The sequence below is a fragment of the Bradyrhizobium sp. Y36 genome (assembly GCF_002531575.1).
Lineage (GTDB): Bacteria > Pseudomonadota > Alphaproteobacteria > Rhizobiales > Xanthobacteraceae > Bradyrhizobium.
In genome coordinates this window covers 281,068-297,552 of sequence record NZ_NWTI01000001.1, presented here as the reverse complement: position 1 = coordinate 297,552, position 16,485 = coordinate 281,068, and the positions used below count along the sequence as shown (strand labels likewise).

The window sequence follows — 16,485 nt, the reverse complement described above, 5'->3', positions numbered from 1 at the left end:
CGTTGATCATCCGGAGCCTGCGCCATGACCGAAACCATCCGCATCAAACGCCTCAACGCGCGGCCCGTGATCGTGCCGATGAACCTGCCGCTCAAGACCTCGACCGGGACCGTGGCGACGGCGCCGCTGGTGCTGATCGACTGCGAAACCGACCAGGGCGCAATCGGGCACGCCTATCTGTTCTCGATCACGCCGTCGGCCTTGAAGCCGCTGGCGGCGATGGTCACGGAAATGTCAGAGCTCATTGCCGGCGACGAGCTGCTGCCGTTCGAGATCGAGCGCAAGCTGAGCCAGCGCTTCACGCTGCTGGGCCTCGCCGGCCTGCAGCGGCTGGCGCAATCCGGCATCGACATGGCGGCATGGGACGCGCTGGCCCGGGCCAGGGGCCTGCCGCTGGCGCGGCTGCTCGGCGGCGCGCCGAAGCCGGTCAGGGCCTACAATTCGAAGGGGCTCGGCATCATGCCGGCCGGTGCAGCGGTCGACGAGGCGCACAAGCTGCTGGCCGAGGGATTCGGCGCCGCCAAGATCCGCGTCGGCCGCCCCGATGCGCGGGAGGATCTCGCCGTCGTCCGCGCGGTGCGCAGGGCCGTCGGCGACCAGGTCACGCTGATGTGCGACTACAACCAGGCGCTGACGGTGACCGACGCCATCCGCCGCGGCGAGATGCTCGATGACGAGGGCCTCACCTGGGTCGAGGAGCCGATCCGGCACGACGACTATGCCGGGAATGCGCGCATCGCGGACGCGCTGCGCACGCCGGTCCAGATCGGCGAGAATTTCGACAGCGCCTTCGCGATGCAGGCGGCGCTCTCCGCGGAAGCCTGCGACTATGTCATGCCCGACGTGCAACGGATCGGCGGCGTCACCGGCTGGCTGCGGGCGGCCGCCCTCGCTCATGCCGCCGGCATCGAGATGTCCACGCATCTGTTCTCGGAGGTCAGCGCGCACCTGCTCTGCGTGACGCCGACGGCGCACTGGCTGGAATATGTCGACTGGGCGGATGCCGTGCTGGCAACGCGGCTCGAGATCAAGGACGGCTTCGCGCTGCCGAGCGAGGAGCCCGGCAACGGCATCGCGTGGGACGAGGCGGCGGTTGCCAAATATCTCGTCGGATAAAGCTGCCGGCTAAAGCATGATCCGGAAAAGTGCGAAGCGGTTTTCCGGAAGGATCATGCACAAACAACAACCTAAAGCGCGATGACGATTCGTCCAAATCTCATCGCGATTTAGGACCGCACAGCAGCGATCATGCTCAGCTCGACCGGCGCCCCGCGCGGCAGCTCGGCGACGCCGACGGACGTGCGGGTATGACGGCCGCGCTCACCGAGACGTTCGATCAGCCGGTCGGAGGCACCGTTCATGACTTGCGACTGCTGGGTAAATCCAGCCGCCGAAGCGACATATCCCACGACCTGCAGGACCTGGACGATCCTGTCCTCTCCGCCGGTTGCGTGATTGATGGCGGCAATGCAGAGGTCGGCACAAAGGGCAGCGGCTTCCTGTGCGGCCGCGATATCGACACCTGCCCCGACCTTGCCTGCATACAGCAGGTCTTCGCCGCGACGCGGCAGCTGGCCGCTGACATAGGCGAGTCCGTCATGGATGATCACCGGCAAGTAATTGCCGCCGGGCTTGTTCACGCTGCTCATTTCAATAGCCTTCTCTTCACGTCCGGCGAAGCGACGCATATCGGCGAACCCGATGACACGATCGCACCAAGCTCACTGGGGTGGATGGCCGGACAATGGCAGGCCGCGAATCGTCGATCAAGGCTGCGACGCCTGGTCCGGCCTGACAGAGCACGCCTCCGCGCATTGCACGGCGGCGGTGCGCGCGATAACGATCCTCCATGACTACATGGCGCCCTCATCCGCACATCCGCGTCGTCGCAATCGGCCTGAACTGGCGGGACGGGCGGCTGCTGGCGGCCGAGGTTCGAGACGATGCCGGGCGCATCAAGGGCGTACGCCCGCTCGGCGGCGAGATCGAGTTCGGCGAGAGCTGGCGGACCGCGCTGGTCCGCGAGTTCAACGAGGAGCTCGGCATCCACGTCACCATCACAAGCGAGCCGCTGGTGCTGGAGAACATCTTCGAGCACGAGGGATCGACCGGGCACGAGGTGATGTTCGTCTGCGAGGTGACGTTTCCTGACGGCGCCTTCGACGGGCAGGACCGCATCGACTTCCGCGAGGACAATGGAGAGCAGATCGTCGCGCGCTGGTTCGACCTTGCCGGGCTCGACGTGGATGGCGGACCAAGCCTGTACCCGACCGGATTGAAGGACGTGCTGCGCAGTCGGAAGGGCGGATCCAACTGATCGCCGTCCCGCTACCACGTCTCCGCGCCGGGGATTTTCTTCCGTACCGCCATGCGCTGGATCCAGATGCAGCGACGGACGGATCGGTTGGAGCGGCCGACGGCGGATATCCCCTCGCCGGCCTGAAGCAGCGGCGCCACGCTCGCGCGCAGCTCGCGGCAGCGCTGCAACTCGGCCTGCCAGTCGATGATCGCAGCGTCGGCACGCGAGGCGATCAGCGATAGCGCCGCCGCGGCAAGACAGCTCGCCCGGGTCAGTCCCCTCACTGTGATGCGCCTCCGCCGCGCCGGTAGCGGAAGTCGCAATGCGGCGCGCCCTGCATGATGGTCTGTGTGCGCGTGAGCTTGACGTCGGGACCAAAACCTTCCGCGGTCGCGAAATCTGCGGTGCAGACCAGGAGGAAGCCGAGCTCAGGTTCGCCGAGCGCCTGGTAGAATTCGGCGTAGGCGCAGCGCTTGACGTCGAAGGCAAAAGCATCAGGCGACTGCTCGATGACGTCGTAGGCGAGCGCGTCGTCGCGGGCGTAGGTCCTGAAGGCGGAGGATACGGACTTGCCGAGATCGGCTTGGCTATCGCGGGGGTTCTTGGCCTTCCAGAACTCCTCGCCGAAGCCGCGATAGAAATCGCCGAGCGCCTTGCGCACCAGCGCATTGGCGCGCGCCGCGCCGAGCTCGGCCTGCAGCGCCTTGACCAGCGGCACCAGCACCTGCGCCTGGATCTTCGCTTGCGCGATGACGGATATGCTCATGGGCGGCCTCGCGAGAGAGGTACGACCGTAACACATCGGAACTGCAGGGTAAGATTTTGGCTTGCCGAGCCGAAGCTCGCCGCGGCAGCCCGCCTGCGCCCTTTGGGCTTCGGCGCCGAGCGAGAAACGCCAGTCCGTCTTCGCTCTTCGAGCTTCGCCGGACACGCTTGGCGTTGAGTTGATATGAGTATGCGGCTTGCCGAGCCGAAGCTCGCCGCGGCAGCCCGCCTGCGCCCTTTGGGCTTCGGCGCGGCATCCTTCTCTCGCTATCGCGAGCGAAGGATGGTGGGCACGACAGGGATCGAACCTGTGACCCCTACCATGTCAAGGTAGTGCTCTCCCGCTGAGCTACGTGCCCTAATCGTCCACTTGGGTCGGGTGGGGTCCCTATAACGGCTCAAGGGAGCCGGCGCAAGGACGGAACAAGGCCGATTTAGGCGGCCAGCATCTTGTTCACTTCGCTGACCAATTCGCGCAGATGCACGGGCTTGGACAGCACCTTGGCGTTCTTGGGGGCGTCCGAATCCGAGTTCAGGGCGACTGCGGCGAAGCCGGTGATGAACATGATCTTGATGTCAGGGTCGAGTTCCGAGGCCCGGCGGGCGAGCTCGATGCCGTCCATCTCCGGCATCACGATGTCGGTGAGCAGCATTTCGAACGGCTCTTCCCGCAGCCGCTGATAGGCCGCCATGCCGTTATCATGGGACGAGACCTGAAAACCGGCGTTTTCCAGCGCCTTGACCAGGAAACGGCGCATGTCGTTGTCGTCTTCGGCGAGCAGGATCTTTGGCATGGCAGGAATCGTCGCATCCCCAGAGGATATCAGCAGAGATCACTAAGCCCGACAGAGGGTAAATTTGGGGTGAAAATCTTTACCCTGGGCCGGCTGCGCTGCCGCCCTCTTGTGAACCGGATAGCGGCTCGAATCAATCGAGCCGCGCGGGCCAATCCCCGCCTCCCTGCCCACACGGTTAAGACCTGTTCCAATCAATGTCGCATCTTTTCGCTTGGCAGAATGGTTGCGATTCCGGACAATGACGACACATAAGAGCCGTTCGATCGGCCGAATCGATGCGGTCTGGCCCCTGCCAGATCCCGGCGCGAAGGGACGAAGCCTGAGAAGATGACCCGGTTTGACGGCGAGACGTCGCCAGCCTTCGAGATCGTGGAGCCCGCGCAATGGCGCGCGCCGGTCATCTTCAACTCGCCCCATTCCGGCTCGACCTATCCGGACGAATTCCTGGCGGCGTCCAGGATCGACCTGCCGACGCTGCGGCGGTCTGAAGATTCCTTCATGGACGAACTGATCGGCCATTTGAGCGAGCGCGGCTTTCCGACCGTGCGGGTCAACTTTCCCCGCTCCTATGTCGACGTCAATCGCGAGCCCTATGAGCTCGACCCCCGCATGTTCAGCGGACGGCTGCCGAGCTTTGCCAATACCCGCTCGATGCGGGTCGCCGGCGGCCTCGGCACCATTCCGCGCGTGGTCGGCGACGGTCAGGAGATCTATCGCGAGCGCATCCTTGTCGACGATGCGCTGGGGCGGATCGAGACGCTGTACAAGCCCTACCACCGCGCGCTTCGCCGGCTGATCAACAAGGTGCACCAGATGTTCGGCACCGTCGTGCTGGTGGATTGCCACTCGATGCCCTCGGTCGGCGTCAGCCGGGACGAGCCGCGCCGGCCCGACGTCGTGATCGGCGACCGCTACGGCACCAGCTGCACGCCGCTGCTGCCCGACAGGGTCGAGGAGACCATGACCGGCCTCGGCTATTCGATCGGCCGCAACAAGCCCTATGCCGGCGGCTTCATCACCGAGCATTACGGCAATCCCGCGAGCGGGCTGCACGCAGTGCAGCTCGAGCTCAACCGCGCGATCTATATGGACGAGCGGCGGCGCGAGCGCGGTCCCCGCTTTGCGCAAGTGGCGACCGATTTCGGCGTTCTCGCCGATGTGCTGGCGACCACGATTCCCTTCGGCGATCTCGGCCCATTCCAGGCTGCGGCGGAATAGAGCTTCTTCTTCGAACGACGATGGTCTCCGCGCGAGCGCGCTTTCGCTTCGCAAGCTTGCGCGCCTCAAAATGAAAGCGGCGGCGGCAAGAAAAAAGGGCCGCTCGCGAATGACGCAAGCGGCCCAAGTCTAGGGAGGAAACGCCCAAGGAGGGCAGCGGTAACGCCAAGCGCTACCGCACCGCAACAATATGCGACCGCGCCGCACAAAGTGCAAGGGCTTTTGAGCCGTTTCCCATGCAATAAGCACATGGCTCAGTTGCTTTCATGGAAACCCAGATTCAGTTTCTTTGATAAGGAAATTCAATGGGTTGATTGTCATTTGCATACGAACAAGGCATCCCCGGAACTAAGTTTTCAACGCTATGATCGATATTTGGCCAGCGGATGACTTGGATGAGGCAGCGGGCGGCGGTATCCAAAATACCAGGGTGCAAATCAACACAGCGCTGCACGCGGCTGGCGAATTGAGCTAGGCAGGAGACGAGCTTCATCCACCTTTCGCTTTGAGGATACGCCGTGACGGTGATCGACTTCTCCGCCTTCATCGGACGGCTCGCCACCGCCTCCGGCGAAACCATCCTGCCGTTCTTCCGCACCTCGTTGTCGATCGACGACAAGAGCAAGACCGGGGAATTCGACCCCGTCACCGAGGCCGACCGCGCCGCGGAGGCGGTGATGCGCCGGCTGATCAAGGCGAGCTTCCCCCAGCACGGCATCGTCGGCGAGGAATTCGGCAATGAGGGCGAGGACGCCGATTATGTCTGGGTGCTCGACCCCATCGACGGCACCAAATCCTTCATCGGCGGCTTTCCGATCTGGGGAACGCTGATCGCGCTGCTGCACAAGGGCGCGCCGGTGTTCGGCATGATGCACCAACCCTTCATCGGCGAGCGCTTCTCCGGCGACAACGGCTCGGCCAATTACAAAGGCCCTTCCGGCGAACGCCGGCTCCAGGTCCGCCGCTGCGCCTCGCTTGCCGAAGCCACGACCTACACGACCAGCCCCCTGCTCATGAACGAGCGCGACCGCGCCATTTTCGGCCGCATCGAGCAGGGCGCGCGGCTGTCGCGCTATGGCGGCGACTGCTACTCCTATTGCATGCTGGCGGCCGGCCACGTCGATCTCGTGGTCGAGACCGAGCTGAAGCCTTACGATATCGCCGCGCTGATCCCGATCGTGACCGGCGCCGGCGGCGTCGTCACCACCTGGGAAGGCAAGCCAGCCCAGGGCGGCGGCCGCATCGTTGCAGCCGGCGACGCCAGGGTGCACGAAGAAGCGCTGAAGCTGCTGAATCAATAACAATCGCGAGCGGGAGGCTTGCATGACGATCTCACGCAGGCTGCTCGTTGGACTGTTCCTGGCATCGTTCCCGCTGCTGCCGTCAGCGGCGGTGGCGCAGAATTTCCCTGCCAAGCCGATCAAGCTGATCGTGCCGTTCCCGGCCGGTGGCCCCAACGACATCATCGCGCGGGTGATCGGCCAGCGCATGTCGGAGCTGTCGGGGCAGCCGGTCGTGATCGACAATCGCGGCGGCCAGGGCGGCGTGCTCGGCACCGACGCGGTCTCCAAGGCCCCGCCCGACGGCTACACCATCGCGATCTCCTCGGCCGGAGCCCTCGCCATCAGCCCGAGCATGGAGAAGGTCGCCTACGACACGCTGGCCGACCTCACGCCGGTGACGCTGGTTGCGACCGTGCCGGAAATGCTGGTGGTCGCCACCAACGTGCCGGCCAAAGACATTCGCGAACTGATCGCGCTCGCCAAGGCGCAGCCGGGAAAGCTCAACTTCGCCTCCTCGGGACCCGGCAGCCTGCCGCACCTCGCCGGTGAATTGTTCAAGCTGACGGCCAAGATCGACATCGTGCACGTGCCTTATCGCGGCGCCGCGCCGGCCGTGAACGACCTGCTGGGCCAGCAGGTGCAGATGACCTTCCTCGATCTCCCCGTGCTGCTGCCGCAGGTCAAGGCCGGCGTGTTGCGGCCGATCGCGATCGGCTCGGCCGAGCGCGCCCCGACCGCGCCCGACGTGCCGACCACGCAGGAGGCCGGCTTTCCCGATCTGCGCATCGAGAACTGGTACGGCATGGTGGCGCCGAAGGGCACGCCGAAGGAGATCGTCACCGCGCTGCATGCGCTCGCGACCAAGGCGATGGCGGATCCGGCGGTGAAGGAGAAGCTCGCGGCGCAAGGCGCGACGCTGGTCGGCGACGAGCCGGAGCATTTTCGGAGCTTCATCGCCGACGAGACCAAGAAGTGGGCCAAGGTGATCAAGGACGCCGGGGTCGAGACGGCGAAGTAGGTCTCTTCCCCTCCCCTGGAGGGTAAGAAGCCTCACACCGCCGCCGCCCGCAAATGCTCCACCAGCATCTTGGCCGGCCGCGGCAGCGTCTTGAAGCTGCGCGCGCAGATCACGAGCTTCCTGTTCGCCCAGGCGTCGCGCAGGCGGACCATGGCGAGCGGCATCAGCCTGGCGCAGCGGCGGGCGGCGGAGATCGGCACCAGGGCGACGCCGACATCGGCGGCAACCATCTGGCAGATCGCGTCGAAATCGCGCATCCGCGCACGGTAATGCGGCCGCATGCCCAGCCGCGCGGCGTGCTTCGAGATGTGCATCTGCAACGCGGTGGCGCTGGTGAGCCCAACGAAATCGCACGCGCCCGCCTCCTGAAAATCGATCTGGCGGCGGCCCGCGAACGGGCCGCGCCTGGACGTCACCAGCGTCAAATGGTCCTCGCTGAAGACGAAGCGCTCGATATGGTCGGGCAGCGCGTGCTCGGCGGCGAAGCCGAGATCGGCGGCGCCTGCGGTGATCGCGGCCGCGATGTCGGTGCTCTCGCGCTCCTCGATATCGACGGCGATATCGCGATGCTCGTGCAGGAAGCCCGCCAGCGCCTTCGGCAGGTGCTCCGACAGCCCCGACGTGTTGACGAGGAAGTGCACGCTGGCGCGCACGCCGCTGGCAAAGCCGGCAAGATCGCCGCGCATGGCGTCGATCTGGTGGATGACCACCCTGGCATGATCGAGCAGGCTCTCGCCCGCCGCGGTCAGCTCGACGCCGCGGCGTCCGCGCTTGAGCAGGGCGACGCCGAGCGCGTCCTCGAGCCCCTTGATGCGCGCGCTGGCCGAGGCAAGCGCCAGATGCGACCGCTCCGCCCCGCGCGTGATGCTGCGTTGATCGGCGACCGCGATGAAGAGTTGGAGGTCGACAAGGTCGAAACGCATGGCAGGTCGGGTCTCCTTAGGCTTCGCAGAGAACGAAGGCTATCTCCGGAACCTCCAGATTGTGCCGGGGCGCCGCTTCGGTCAATGTGCGCGGCATGATCGACCCGCTCCTCATTCTCATCGCCGCCGTCTTCCTGATCGCCGGATTCGTCAAGGGCGTGGTCGGCCTCGGCCTGCCGACGGTCTCCATGGGCCTGCTCGCGGTGAGCATGGCGCCCAGCCGCGCCATCGCCATCGTGATCGTGCCGGCCATCGTCACCAACATCTGGCAGACCTTCGCCGGGCCCTATTTGCGCGACATCCTGCGGCGGCTATGGCCGCTGATGATCGGCACCGTGATCGGCTGCTGGCTCAATGCCGGCGCGCTGACCGGCCCGCATGCGCGCTACGGCACGATCGTGCTCGGCGTCCTGCTCGTCATCTACGCCGTGATCGGCCTCAACAAGTTCAAGTTCCACGTCGCGCCCGCGAACGAGAGATGGGTCGGCGGCGTGGTCGGCGTCGTCACCGGCGTGATCTCGGCCTCGACCGGGGTGCAGGTGATCCCTTCGATGCCGTTCATGCAGGCGATCGGCATGGAGAAGGACGAGCTGGTGCAGGCGCTCGGCGTGTTCTTCACGACGGCAACGCTGGCCCTCGCCTTCAACCTCACCGTCGGCGGATTATTGACGCCGGCCAATGCCGTGCCGGGCGCCGTGGGCATGGCGATGGCCTTTGCCGGCATGTTCGTCGGCCAATCGGTGCGGGCGCGGATGCCGGCGGAGGCGTTCCGCCGCTGGTTCCTGATCGCGATGATTTTGCTCGGCCTTTATCTGGCCGGCAGTGCGCTGCTCAAGGAATTCGCCTAGGATTTCGGCTCGTAACCCGGCACAAACTTTTCGTATTGAGGCAGGTCGTCCTCGATGGTCCACCACGGCGCGCGCGACGAGGTGAAGACGTGCAGGCGGGGCCGGACTTGCGGATCATCGTCGAGCAGGCCGGCGGGAATGCTGACGGTCGGCAGGTAGCTTGCCTTGCCCGGCGTCAGGCAACCGCAAATCTTGCAGCGATGGCGGAAACTGCCCGGCGCGGATTCGTAAGCCACGGTCGCGTCCTCGCCGGTCACGAAGCGAAACTTGTCGGCATCGACATGGGCGTAGGTTGCGAAGGCCGCGCCGGTCAGCTTGCGGCAATTGGTGCAGTGGCAGTGCGTCAGTACGCGCACCTGATCGATCTCGAAACGCACGGCGCCGCACAGACAGCTTCCACGAACCATCAAGACCTCCCCGCGCGGCCTCTCTTGGGCCGATTGCGCACCGAACCTCGTTCGTTCGAATGAGGTTACCGCGTCTCCAGCATGGCGACGCGGATGCCGAGATAGATGAAGAGACCGCCGAGCGCGCGATTGACCCAGGCGATCGCGCCTTCGGACTTGCGCAGCCGGTGAGCGGCCTTCGCCGCGAACGCCGCCAGCACCAGGCACCACAGCGTTCCCGTGAAGATGAAGATCAGGCCGAGCGTCAGGAAGGCGAGCGGCTTGTGCGGCGAATCGACTGCGACGAATTGCGGCAGGAAGGCCAGGAAGAACAGCGCGACCTTGGGATTGAGCGCGTTGGTGAAGACACCCTGGAGGAAGACCCGCCGCAGCGAGCTCCGCTCGGCCTCGTCTTTCACCGCCGTGAGCACCGGCCGCGACCACAGCATCTGCAATCCCGTGACGACCAGATAGGCCGCGCCGACCAGCTTCAGGATCGAGAAGGCCGTGGATGAGGCCATCAGCAGGGCGGAAAGCCCGATCGCTGCGCCCGCAACATGGACAAAGCAGCCGCAACTGATGCCCAATGCGGCGGCGGCTCCGCCCCGCCAGCCCATCTGCATGCTGCGGCCGATGACGTAGACCGAGTCCGGCCCCGGCGTGATGTTGAGCAGCACGCCCGACAGGATGAACAGCCAGATTTCGTGAATGCCCAGCATGTGTGACGTGCCCTCACCGTCGGCCCCGGCCCAAGGCACGAGGCAGGGTATGGGCTTAGTTGGTTCGCCACGTCTCGTCCACCGCCGGAATTGCGTGGGATTTACCTCGAATTTGCAATGCGGATCATACTATCGCTCGGCCGCATCTGCTCTATAAAGGCAGAGTTCTTGAAATGCGGGATTCGAGGCGACTGCCACGTCGTGGCCGGTCTGTCCTCCCTTGGAGCTCCGGGAATATGGAAAGACGTCTGGCCGCCATCGTCTGCGCCGATGTCGCCGGCTATTCGCGCATGATGGGCAGCGACGAGGCCGGCACCCATGCCGCCTTCAAGGCCCATCGCGCCGCGATCCACCCGATCATCCTCAATCACGGCGGCCGCGTCGTGAAGAACACCGGCGACGGATTCCTGCTGGAGTTCCCCTCCATCGTCGGTGCCACCGAGGCCGCGATCGCGATGCAGACGCTGATGGCGGAGCGCAATCACCATCTTCCCGCCGACCGCGCCATGCAGTTCCGCCTCGGCATCCACATGGGCGATGTCATCGCCGACGAGGACGAGGTGTTCGGTGACGACGTCAACATTGCCGTCCGCCTGGAATCGGTGGCGAGCCCCGGCGGCTTCGCGATCTCGGCCAAGGCCTATCGCGAAGCCGGCAAGCATCTCGCCGTGCCGCTGGTCGATGCCGGCAACCATCGCTTCAAGAACATCAAGGATCCGCTCGGGGTCTTTACCTGGACGCCCGAGGGCGCACCGGCGCTCGCGCCAGAGCTCCGGGAGGCATCCGCCCTCTCGCAACAGTACCGCACCGCGATCGTCGGCGTGCTGCCCTTCGCCAATCTCAGCGACGCCCAGGACGAATATTTCTCCGACGGCCTCACCGAGGATCTGATCCACGCGCTGTCGCTGCAATCCTTCTATCGCGTGCTGAGCCGCAACTCGACCTTCGCCTTCAAGGGCAAGAACACCAGCACGCGCCTGATCGCACGCGAGATCGACGCCACCTATCTGATCCAGGGCTCGGTGCGGCGCGCCGGCGCCAAGATCCGCGTCACCGCCGAGCTGATCGCGCCGGAGACGGGCGAGCAGCTCTGGACCGGCCGCTACGACCGCGATATCGGCGATCTCTTCGCGATGCAGGACGAGATCACCACCAACCTGTCCGCCGCCATCGCCACCGAGATCGTCCGTGCGGAAGCCTCGGCGCCGGCGCGGCTCTCGACCGACGTGACCGCCTGGGACCGCTTCCTCAAGGGCCTGTCGCACTACTACCGGCAGACCAAGGAAGACCTGGCCGCCGCCGTCGAGCTGTTCCGGGAGGCCATCCGGCTCGATCCCAAACTGTCGATTGCGCACGCCTATCTCGCCACGATCCAGATCCAGAGCATCCAGTTCGGCTGGGTCAAGGGCACGCGCGAGATGTGGGCCGAGGCGATGAACCTCGCCGAAACCAGCGTCCGGCTCGACCCGCGCTCCTCCTTCGCGTTCTCGATCCTGTCCTGGGCGCATGCGATGGAGGGCCATTACGAGGCCGCGATGGATGCGGCCAAGCGCGCCGTCGCGCTCAACCCCTACGACAATGGCGCACGCGGCGTGCTCGGCATCTGCCATTTCGTCATCGGCGAGCACCGCGAGGCGATCGAGCTGTTCTCGATGGCCGCGCAGCGCGACAACAGCGACCCGCGCTATCAATGGGCGGCCCTGAACGCCTTCAGCCACTATCTGTTGCGCCAATATGACGCGACCCTGTCATGGGCGCGCGAGCAGCTTTACGTCAACCCCAACCACCTGCAGGCGCTGGCGATCCGCGCCGCGGCCCTGGCGGAATTGGGACGCAGCGCCGAGGCGAGCGAAGCAACCTCCGTGCTGATGCGCAATTATCCGACTCTCAACGTCGATCGTCACTTGCGCAACTTCCATTGGAAGAAGCCCGAGAATCTCGCCCATTATCGCGAGGGGCTGCTGAAGGCCGGCGTGCCGCTCGGCAAGCTGACCCTGGTGCAGAGCGACGTCAAACGCGCCGCCGAGTCCTGACAAGCGGGCCGCGCGTCTCCCGGCGGTCGTTGACGCAGTTTCCTTGCCAGAACACCCCTGCTTTTGTTGACAGGACAGTGAAATCGGCCACACTTCGCTACACGCTCAAGTAGTATAGCTTGCTGTCGGTTTGTTAGGACTTTCCGCGCTTGATCGGCGCGCCATTTCACAATTCTCCGTTTTCAGGATTTTGGGCCATGCATGACCCCGCTTCGAAACCGCCATTCAACCCTTCGATCCAGGTCTCGCCGAACAATCCCTGCCCCTTCCTGCGCGGCCTCGTCGGCGAAGGCTTCGTCGAGGGCGGCACCGTTCCGCTCGGCAAGCTGTCGGAGACGATTGCGAACGCGACCGGCGAGACCGGGCTGAAAAAGGCCTCTGCGCGCGTCCAGGTTCGCGGGGTGGCGCTCATTGCCAACGGTCTCGGCCACATCCTGAAAAGCATCGTCTCGGGCGCGCAGCTCGACGCGCTGCGCGGCGGTCCGCTGGACAAGCGCGGCGCCGGCTCGCGCATCCTCGGCGTCGACGGCAAGGTCAACGAGGACGAGATCGCGCGGTTTGCGAGTTTCGGCCGGACCTACACTGACCCGAACGGCGGCTCCGAGCCGGGCCTCAACGCCTCAGAAATCGACGTCTTCATGCGCGACAACCTCAAGCGCGCCGGCAGCGCCGCGCGCTGGTACTATCCGCTGCTGATGAAGTTCGAATGGCCGATCCTACTGAAGATCATCGGCAAGGGCACGGGCGAGGATCGCTATCTCAGCGTTGCCGACGTGCGCACGCTGTTCAACGAGCGCCAATTCCCCGCGCGTATCAACCAGCTTCTGGTCCCGCCGGTGCTGTCGACCTGCCAGCGCGTGGTGCGGGGCGCCCTCAAGCTTGCCGCCCTGCTGGTTGCCATTGGCCTCGTTGCGCTTGTCGCAGTGGCCGAATTCCCCAACCAGATCCGCGCCATGCTGCCGCAGAAGGGCATCCTGGTGAACCTTCTGCCGCCGCCGCTGCCCGCGGCGCCCGCGGCAAAGGCCGCTTACTGGCTCGATCAGAACTGGTCGCTGAAGGACCGGCACTGGTTCCACCATGCCAGCCAGGGCACCGCGACCTTCCCGGTGCCCTATGAATGGTTCATGGCGCTGGAGCAGCCGCGCCTGCATCTGCTCTCGAAGCCGGGCATGATGAAGGACAGCGGCTATCTCGAACGCTTCGGCTTCATCCCGAGCCCGCAGTCGATCCAGACCGACACGACGACGTTGCGCCGCTTCGGTTACGCCAATGTCTATGAGACGACGCAGGTGCCGGACTGGTCGACCAGGTGGACGCCGGCGGAGAACGTCGACGGCCTGCCGGTCGGTTTCGCGCGGATGACCGGCGTCGTCGATCCCGCGACCGGCCGTCGCGAGGAAGACAAGATCGGGCTGACCTGCGCGGCCTGCCACACCGGCCAGATCCATTACCAGGGCGTGGACGTCCGCTTCGACGGCGGCCCGGCGATGACCGACCTGAAGAAGCTGGAACTCTCCACCGGCCTGTCGATCGCCTACACCCTGTACGTTCCGTTCCGCTTCAACCGCTTTGCCGACCGCGTGCTCGGTCCCGATTCCAGCAAGGCGGACCGCGCCGCGCTCAAGCAGAAGCTGAGCGCGATCGGCACATTCCTGATCGACTGGGCGAAAACCCAGCAGAAGACGGTTGAAGGCAAGAAGACCTGGAACGGCAGGCAGCAGCAGGACACTGAGGAAGGGTTCGGCCGCCTCGACGCCCTCAATCGCATCGGCAACCAGGTCTTCTCGCAGGACCTCGCGCTGAGCGGGATCAAGGGATTCGAGAAGAACCTGCACGCCCAGGACGCGCCGGTCAGCTACCCCGCGATCTGGACCGTGCCCTGGTTCAAGTTCGCCCAATATGACGCCTCGATCGAGCAGCCGCTGATCCGCAATGCCGGCGAAGCGCTCGGCGTCACTGCGCTGCTCAATCTGTCCGACGCCTATCCGGAAGACAGGATCTGGCGATCCTCGGTCAATATCAGGACGCTCGGCTGGATCGAGGACATGCTGCGAGGCCCCGATCCGTTCAAGTCGGCCGATCCCAAGAAGACGTTCGGCGGTCTGCGCTCGCCCCAATGGCCGTCACAGATCCTCGGCGACGCCTGGAGGATCGATCAGAAGAAGGCCGACAATGGCCGCAAGATCTACGATGAGATGTGCTCGGGATGTCACCTGCCGGCCGTCAATACCGATGCGTTCTGGTCCTCGTCGCATTGGGAGCCGAGCGGCGACAGCAAGGTGCTGAACGCCGTCACGATCCCGCTCAAGGAGATCAGCACCGATCCCGAGCAGTCGCTCGTGCTCAGCAACAGGATCGTCGATGTGCCTGGTTTTCTGAAGGTGAACACCGCCGACCTCCAGACCTGGTGGCAATGCGACATCCCGACCGCGAGCAAGTCCCCCAATGAGATGGTCTATGCACTCGGCCTCATGACGGTGGTCGATCTCGTCGCCCGCAAATGGATGGACGACGAGAAGGTGCCGGAGGCCGAACGCGCGAAAATATGGAATCTGGCGCGCAAGAACTGTCTCAATCCGGCGCCCGATCCGCGCTATCGCGCGCGGCCGTTGAACGGCATCTGGGCCACCGCGCCTTACCTGCACAATGGCTCGGTGCCCTCGCTGTATTGGCTGCTGAAGCCGGCGAGCGAGCGCCCGACCAAATTCTGCATGGGCCGCCGCGATTATGATCCCGTGACTGTCGGCTTTGCCGTGACCGCAAACGAGAAGTGCAAGACGGGTGAGACCGAGTTCTCAGCAATGAGATCTGATGGCCAGCCGGTCCAGGGCAACAGCGTGCTCGGCCATTCCTTCGAACGAAAGCCGGGCGAGCCGAAGCGTGACGGCGTCATCGGCCGCGAGTTCAAGGACGATGCCGAGCGCTACGACCTGATCGAGTATTTGAAGACGCTGTAGCGGTCTTTTGCCTCTCCTCACTCCCGCTTGCCAAAGCATCGGCCAAGGCGAATGCGGGAAGGGCTGGTATCTCTCCTCGCCGTCATTGCGAGGAGCCCTTGCGACGAAGCAATCCAGACTCTCTCCTCGGAGCGACTTCTGGATTGCTTCGCTGCGCTCGCAATGACGGAGAACGAGGACGCTCCGTAAGGCCGACGACCACTGCCCCGAGGCGACCCCTCCCCTCAAGCGGGGCGAGGGAGCGCCCCGTCACTTGAACAGCGGCGTGCCCGGCACGAAGGCGTCGAAGGCGGCCCAGAACTGGGATCGGTAGCGGTCCTGCTCCTGGAGGATCTCGTGCTTGGCACCGGCGATCACCAGATGGGAGCCGGCGCGCAAATGATAGGCGAACTCCTCGATCGCCGCGGTCGAGACCACGGTGTCGTTGGAGGCCGCCAGCATCAGGATCGGCTGGCGGATCTGGGAGGGGTAGTGCATGCCCTTGAAGGTGTGCATCGCCCGGAAGGCGGTATCGGCCCAGGCCACGGTCGGCGATGCCAGTCCGAGCGTCGGATCCTCCTCCAGGATCGCGGCATTGCGGGCATAGCGGACGGGATCACTGGTCACGGGATTGTTGATGAAGGGATCGAGCCCGGTGATGCGGTCGCTGCCGCCAGGGACGTAACGGCCGCCCTGCCCGAGCAGGCGCATCGTCTTCAGCAATGCACGCACCGGAAACGAGGTGGTGCGGCCGGGGAGGTCGATCATCGGCGCCGACAGCACCATGCGGTCGAACCAGCGCTTACCCGCATGCGCCACCCGCAGCATGACCGTGCCGCCCATGGAATGGGCCAGCGCGAAGAACGGCGGCGGGCAATCCGGCAGCACCACCTGCTGCACGAAGGTCTCGACGTCGATCTCGAAATCGGAGAAATCGCGCACATAGCCCTTGCGCGGGTCGCGCAGGCGGCGCGAGGAGTGGCCCTGCCCGCGCCAGTCGATCATCGCCACCGCAAAGCCGCGGTCGCGCAGGTCGCGCACGGTCTCGAAATATTTCTCGATCTGCTCGCTGCGGCCGGTGAAGACGCAGACCGTGCCCTTGCGGTTCGCCGGAGGCGCCCAGCGCGCAAAGCGCAGTTCGACGCCATCGGGGGTCTTGATGGTGCCGCTGACGACGTTTTCGGGGACGGGGTTGGACGGGATCGAGACCAGCGTCATAGGCGGCAAGTACTGCAAATCAAGGGGCTAAAGCGCCGAAAA

The 16,485-nt window shown here is 65.1% G+C and carries 17 protein-coding genes and 1 tRNA gene; 8 read left to right on the top strand and 10 right to left on the bottom strand.

What is annotated here, in order from left to right; translation table 11 throughout:
- Positions 1-24 precede the first annotated feature (24 nt).
- Positions 25-1,116: an enolase C-terminal domain-like protein gene (locus CO669_RS01425; protein ID WP_097657415.1), complete on the top strand. Its 1,092-nt coding sequence runs from the start codon at positions 25-27 to the stop codon at positions 1,114-1,116.
- 110 nt (positions 1,117-1,226) lie between these two features.
- Here the strand turns inward: CO669_RS01425 and CO669_RS01420 are convergent, their stop codons facing one another.
- Positions 1,227-1,649: a RidA family protein gene (locus CO669_RS01420; protein WP_097657414.1), complete on the bottom strand. Its 423-nt coding sequence runs from the start codon at positions 1,647-1,649 to the stop codon at positions 1,227-1,229.
- A gap of 200 nt (positions 1,650-1,849) precedes the next feature.
- Here CO669_RS01420 and CO669_RS01415 point away from each other — a divergent pair, with 200 nt between their 5' ends.
- Complete coding sequence (locus tag CO669_RS01415; protein WP_097657413.1) at positions 1,850-2,317, top strand: NUDIX hydrolase; 468 nt, start codon at positions 1,850-1,852, stop codon at positions 2,315-2,317.
- 11 nt (positions 2,318-2,328) lie between these two features.
- Here CO669_RS01415 and CO669_RS01410 read toward each other — a convergent pair whose 3' ends face one another.
- The 4 genes from CO669_RS01410 to cpdR form a co-directional block, all read right to left on the bottom strand.
- Positions 2,329-2,574: a hypothetical protein gene (locus CO669_RS01410; protein ID WP_097657909.1), complete on the bottom strand. Its 246-nt coding sequence runs from the start codon at positions 2,572-2,574 to the stop codon at positions 2,329-2,331.
- 5 nt (positions 2,575-2,579) lie between these two features.
- Positions 2,580-3,065 (bottom strand): L-2-amino-thiazoline-4-carboxylic acid hydrolase, encoded by a 486-nt coding sequence (locus CO669_RS01405; RefSeq protein WP_097657412.1) that lies wholly within the window; start codon positions 3,063-3,065, stop codon positions 2,580-2,582.
- A 283-nt stretch (positions 3,066-3,348) separates the two neighbouring features.
- Positions 3,349-3,423 (bottom strand) — tRNA-Val (locus CO669_RS01400).
- A gap of 75 nt (positions 3,424-3,498) precedes the next feature.
- Positions 3,499-3,858 (bottom strand): cell cycle two-component system response regulator CpdR, encoded by a 360-nt coding sequence (gene cpdR / locus CO669_RS01395; RefSeq protein WP_007597092.1) that lies wholly within the window; start codon positions 3,856-3,858, stop codon positions 3,499-3,501.
- A 330-nt stretch (positions 3,859-4,188) separates the two neighbouring features.
- Between cpdR and CO669_RS01385 the strand changes: the two genes are divergently transcribed.
- A complete protein-coding gene (locus CO669_RS01385; protein WP_097657410.1) occupies positions 4,189-5,079 on the top strand; it encodes an N-formylglutamate amidohydrolase in 891 nt (296 codons plus the stop codon).
- Positions 5,080-5,359: 280 nt separating this feature from the next.
- Here CO669_RS01385 and CO669_RS34855 read toward each other — a convergent pair whose 3' ends face one another.
- Positions 5,360-5,572: a hypothetical protein gene (locus CO669_RS34855; protein ID WP_143278598.1), complete on the bottom strand. Its 213-nt coding sequence runs from the start codon at positions 5,570-5,572 to the stop codon at positions 5,360-5,362.
- Between the two features lie 25 nt (positions 5,573-5,597).
- On the opposite strand from CO669_RS34855, the gene hisN reads away from it, so the two are divergent.
- Both hisN and CO669_RS01375 read left to right on the top strand, forming a co-directional pair.
- Positions 5,598-6,380 (top strand): histidinol-phosphatase, encoded by a 783-nt coding sequence (gene hisN / locus CO669_RS01380; protein WP_097657409.1) that lies wholly within the window; start codon positions 5,598-5,600, stop codon positions 6,378-6,380.
- Between the two features lie 22 nt (positions 6,381-6,402).
- A complete protein-coding gene (locus CO669_RS01375; protein WP_097657408.1) occupies positions 6,403-7,380 on the top strand; it encodes a Bug family tripartite tricarboxylate transporter substrate binding protein in 978 nt (325 codons plus the stop codon).
- 32 nt (positions 7,381-7,412) lie between these two features.
- On the opposite strand, the gene CO669_RS01370 is transcribed toward CO669_RS01375, so the two are convergent.
- Positions 7,413-8,303 carry a LysR substrate-binding domain-containing protein gene (locus CO669_RS01370; protein ID WP_097657407.1) on the bottom strand — a complete coding sequence of 297 codons (891 nt, stop codon included), beginning with the start codon at positions 8,301-8,303 and terminating at the stop codon, positions 7,413-7,415.
- A gap of 95 nt (positions 8,304-8,398) precedes the next feature.
- Here CO669_RS01370 and CO669_RS01365 point away from each other — a divergent pair, with 95 nt between their 5' ends.
- Complete coding sequence (locus CO669_RS01365; protein ID WP_097657406.1) at positions 8,399-9,151, top strand: sulfite exporter TauE/SafE family protein; 753 nt, start codon at positions 8,399-8,401, stop codon at positions 9,149-9,151.
- Here the strand turns inward: CO669_RS01365 and CO669_RS01360 are convergent.
- Positions 9,148-9,558, bottom strand: coding sequence for a GFA family protein (locus CO669_RS01360; RefSeq protein WP_097657405.1), 411 nt, complete (start codon positions 9,556-9,558; stop codon positions 9,148-9,150). The genes CO669_RS01365 and CO669_RS01360 overlap by 4 nt on opposite strands.
- Positions 9,559-9,623: 65 nt before the next feature.
- The gene (locus CO669_RS01355; protein ID WP_097657404.1) at positions 9,624-10,256 is read right to left on the bottom strand and encodes a LysE family translocator; all 633 of its coding nucleotides are present in this window, start codon (positions 10,254-10,256) and stop codon (positions 9,624-9,626) included.
- Between the two features lie 236 nt (positions 10,257-10,492).
- Between CO669_RS01355 and CO669_RS01350 the strand changes: the two genes are divergently transcribed.
- A complete protein-coding gene (locus CO669_RS01350) occupies positions 10,493-12,289 on the top strand; it encodes an adenylate/guanylate cyclase domain-containing protein (RefSeq protein ID WP_198963758.1) in 1,797 nt (598 codons plus the stop codon).
- A 197-nt stretch (positions 12,290-12,486) separates the two neighbouring features.
- Positions 12,487-15,246 (top strand): di-heme-cytochrome C peroxidase, encoded by a 2,760-nt coding sequence (locus tag CO669_RS01345; RefSeq protein ID WP_097657402.1) that lies wholly within the window; start codon positions 12,487-12,489, stop codon positions 15,244-15,246.
- Positions 15,247-15,495: 249 nt separating this feature from the next.
- Here the strand turns inward: CO669_RS01345 and CO669_RS01340 are convergent, their stop codons facing one another.
- On the bottom strand, positions 15,496-16,443 hold the full coding sequence (locus tag CO669_RS01340; RefSeq protein WP_097657401.1) for an alpha/beta hydrolase: 948 nt from the start codon (positions 16,441-16,443) through the stop codon (positions 15,496-15,498).
- Positions 16,444-16,485 lie beyond the last annotated feature (42 nt).

What these genes read in the sequence shown, in the direction of transcription:
- CO669_RS01425 (WP_097657415.1), top strand. Translation starts at nt 25, where the DNA reads ATGACCGAAACCATCCGCATCAAACGCCTCAACGCGCGGCCCGTGATC.
- CO669_RS01420 (WP_097657414.1), bottom strand. Translation starts at nt 1,649, where the DNA reads ATGAGCAGCGTGAACAAGCCCGGCGGCAATTACTTGCCGGTGATCATC.
- CO669_RS01415 (WP_097657413.1), top strand. Translation starts at nt 1,850, where the DNA reads ATGACTACATGGCGCCCTCATCCGCACATCCGCGTCGTCGCAATCGGC.
- CO669_RS01405 (WP_097657412.1), bottom strand. Translation starts at nt 3,065, where the DNA reads ATGAGCATATCCGTCATCGCGCAAGCGAAGATCCAGGCGCAGGTGCTG.
- cpdR (WP_007597092.1), bottom strand. Translation starts at nt 3,858, where the DNA reads ATGCCAAAGATCCTGCTCGCCGAAGACGACAACGACATGCGCCGTTTC.
- CO669_RS01385 (WP_097657410.1), top strand. Translation starts at nt 4,189, where the DNA reads ATGACCCGGTTTGACGGCGAGACGTCGCCAGCCTTCGAGATCGTGGAG.
- CO669_RS34855 (WP_143278598.1), bottom strand. Translation starts at nt 5,572, where the DNA reads ATGAAGCTCGTCTCCTGCCTAGCTCAATTCGCCAGCCGCGTGCAGCGC.
- CO669_RS01375 (WP_097657408.1), top strand. Translation starts at nt 6,403, where the DNA reads ATGACGATCTCACGCAGGCTGCTCGTTGGACTGTTCCTGGCATCGTTC.
- CO669_RS01370 (WP_097657407.1), bottom strand. Translation starts at nt 8,303, where the DNA reads ATGCGTTTCGACCTTGTCGACCTCCAACTCTTCATCGCGGTCGCCGAT.
- CO669_RS01365 (WP_097657406.1), top strand. Translation starts at nt 8,399, where the DNA reads ATGATCGACCCGCTCCTCATTCTCATCGCCGCCGTCTTCCTGATCGCC.
- CO669_RS01360 (WP_097657405.1), bottom strand. Translation starts at nt 9,558, where the DNA reads ATGGTTCGTGGAAGCTGTCTGTGCGGCGCCGTGCGTTTCGAGATCGAT.
- CO669_RS01355 (WP_097657404.1), bottom strand. Translation starts at nt 10,256, where the DNA reads ATGCTGGGCATTCACGAAATCTGGCTGTTCATCCTGTCGGGCGTGCTG.
- CO669_RS01350 (WP_198963758.1), top strand. Translation starts at nt 10,493, where the DNA reads ATGGAAAGACGTCTGGCCGCCATCGTCTGCGCCGATGTCGCCGGCTAT.
- CO669_RS01345 (WP_097657402.1), top strand. Translation starts at nt 12,487, where the DNA reads ATGCATGACCCCGCTTCGAAACCGCCATTCAACCCTTCGATCCAGGTC.
- CO669_RS01340 (WP_097657401.1), bottom strand. Translation starts at nt 16,443, where the DNA reads ATGACGCTGGTCTCGATCCCGTCCAACCCCGTCCCCGAAAACGTCGTC.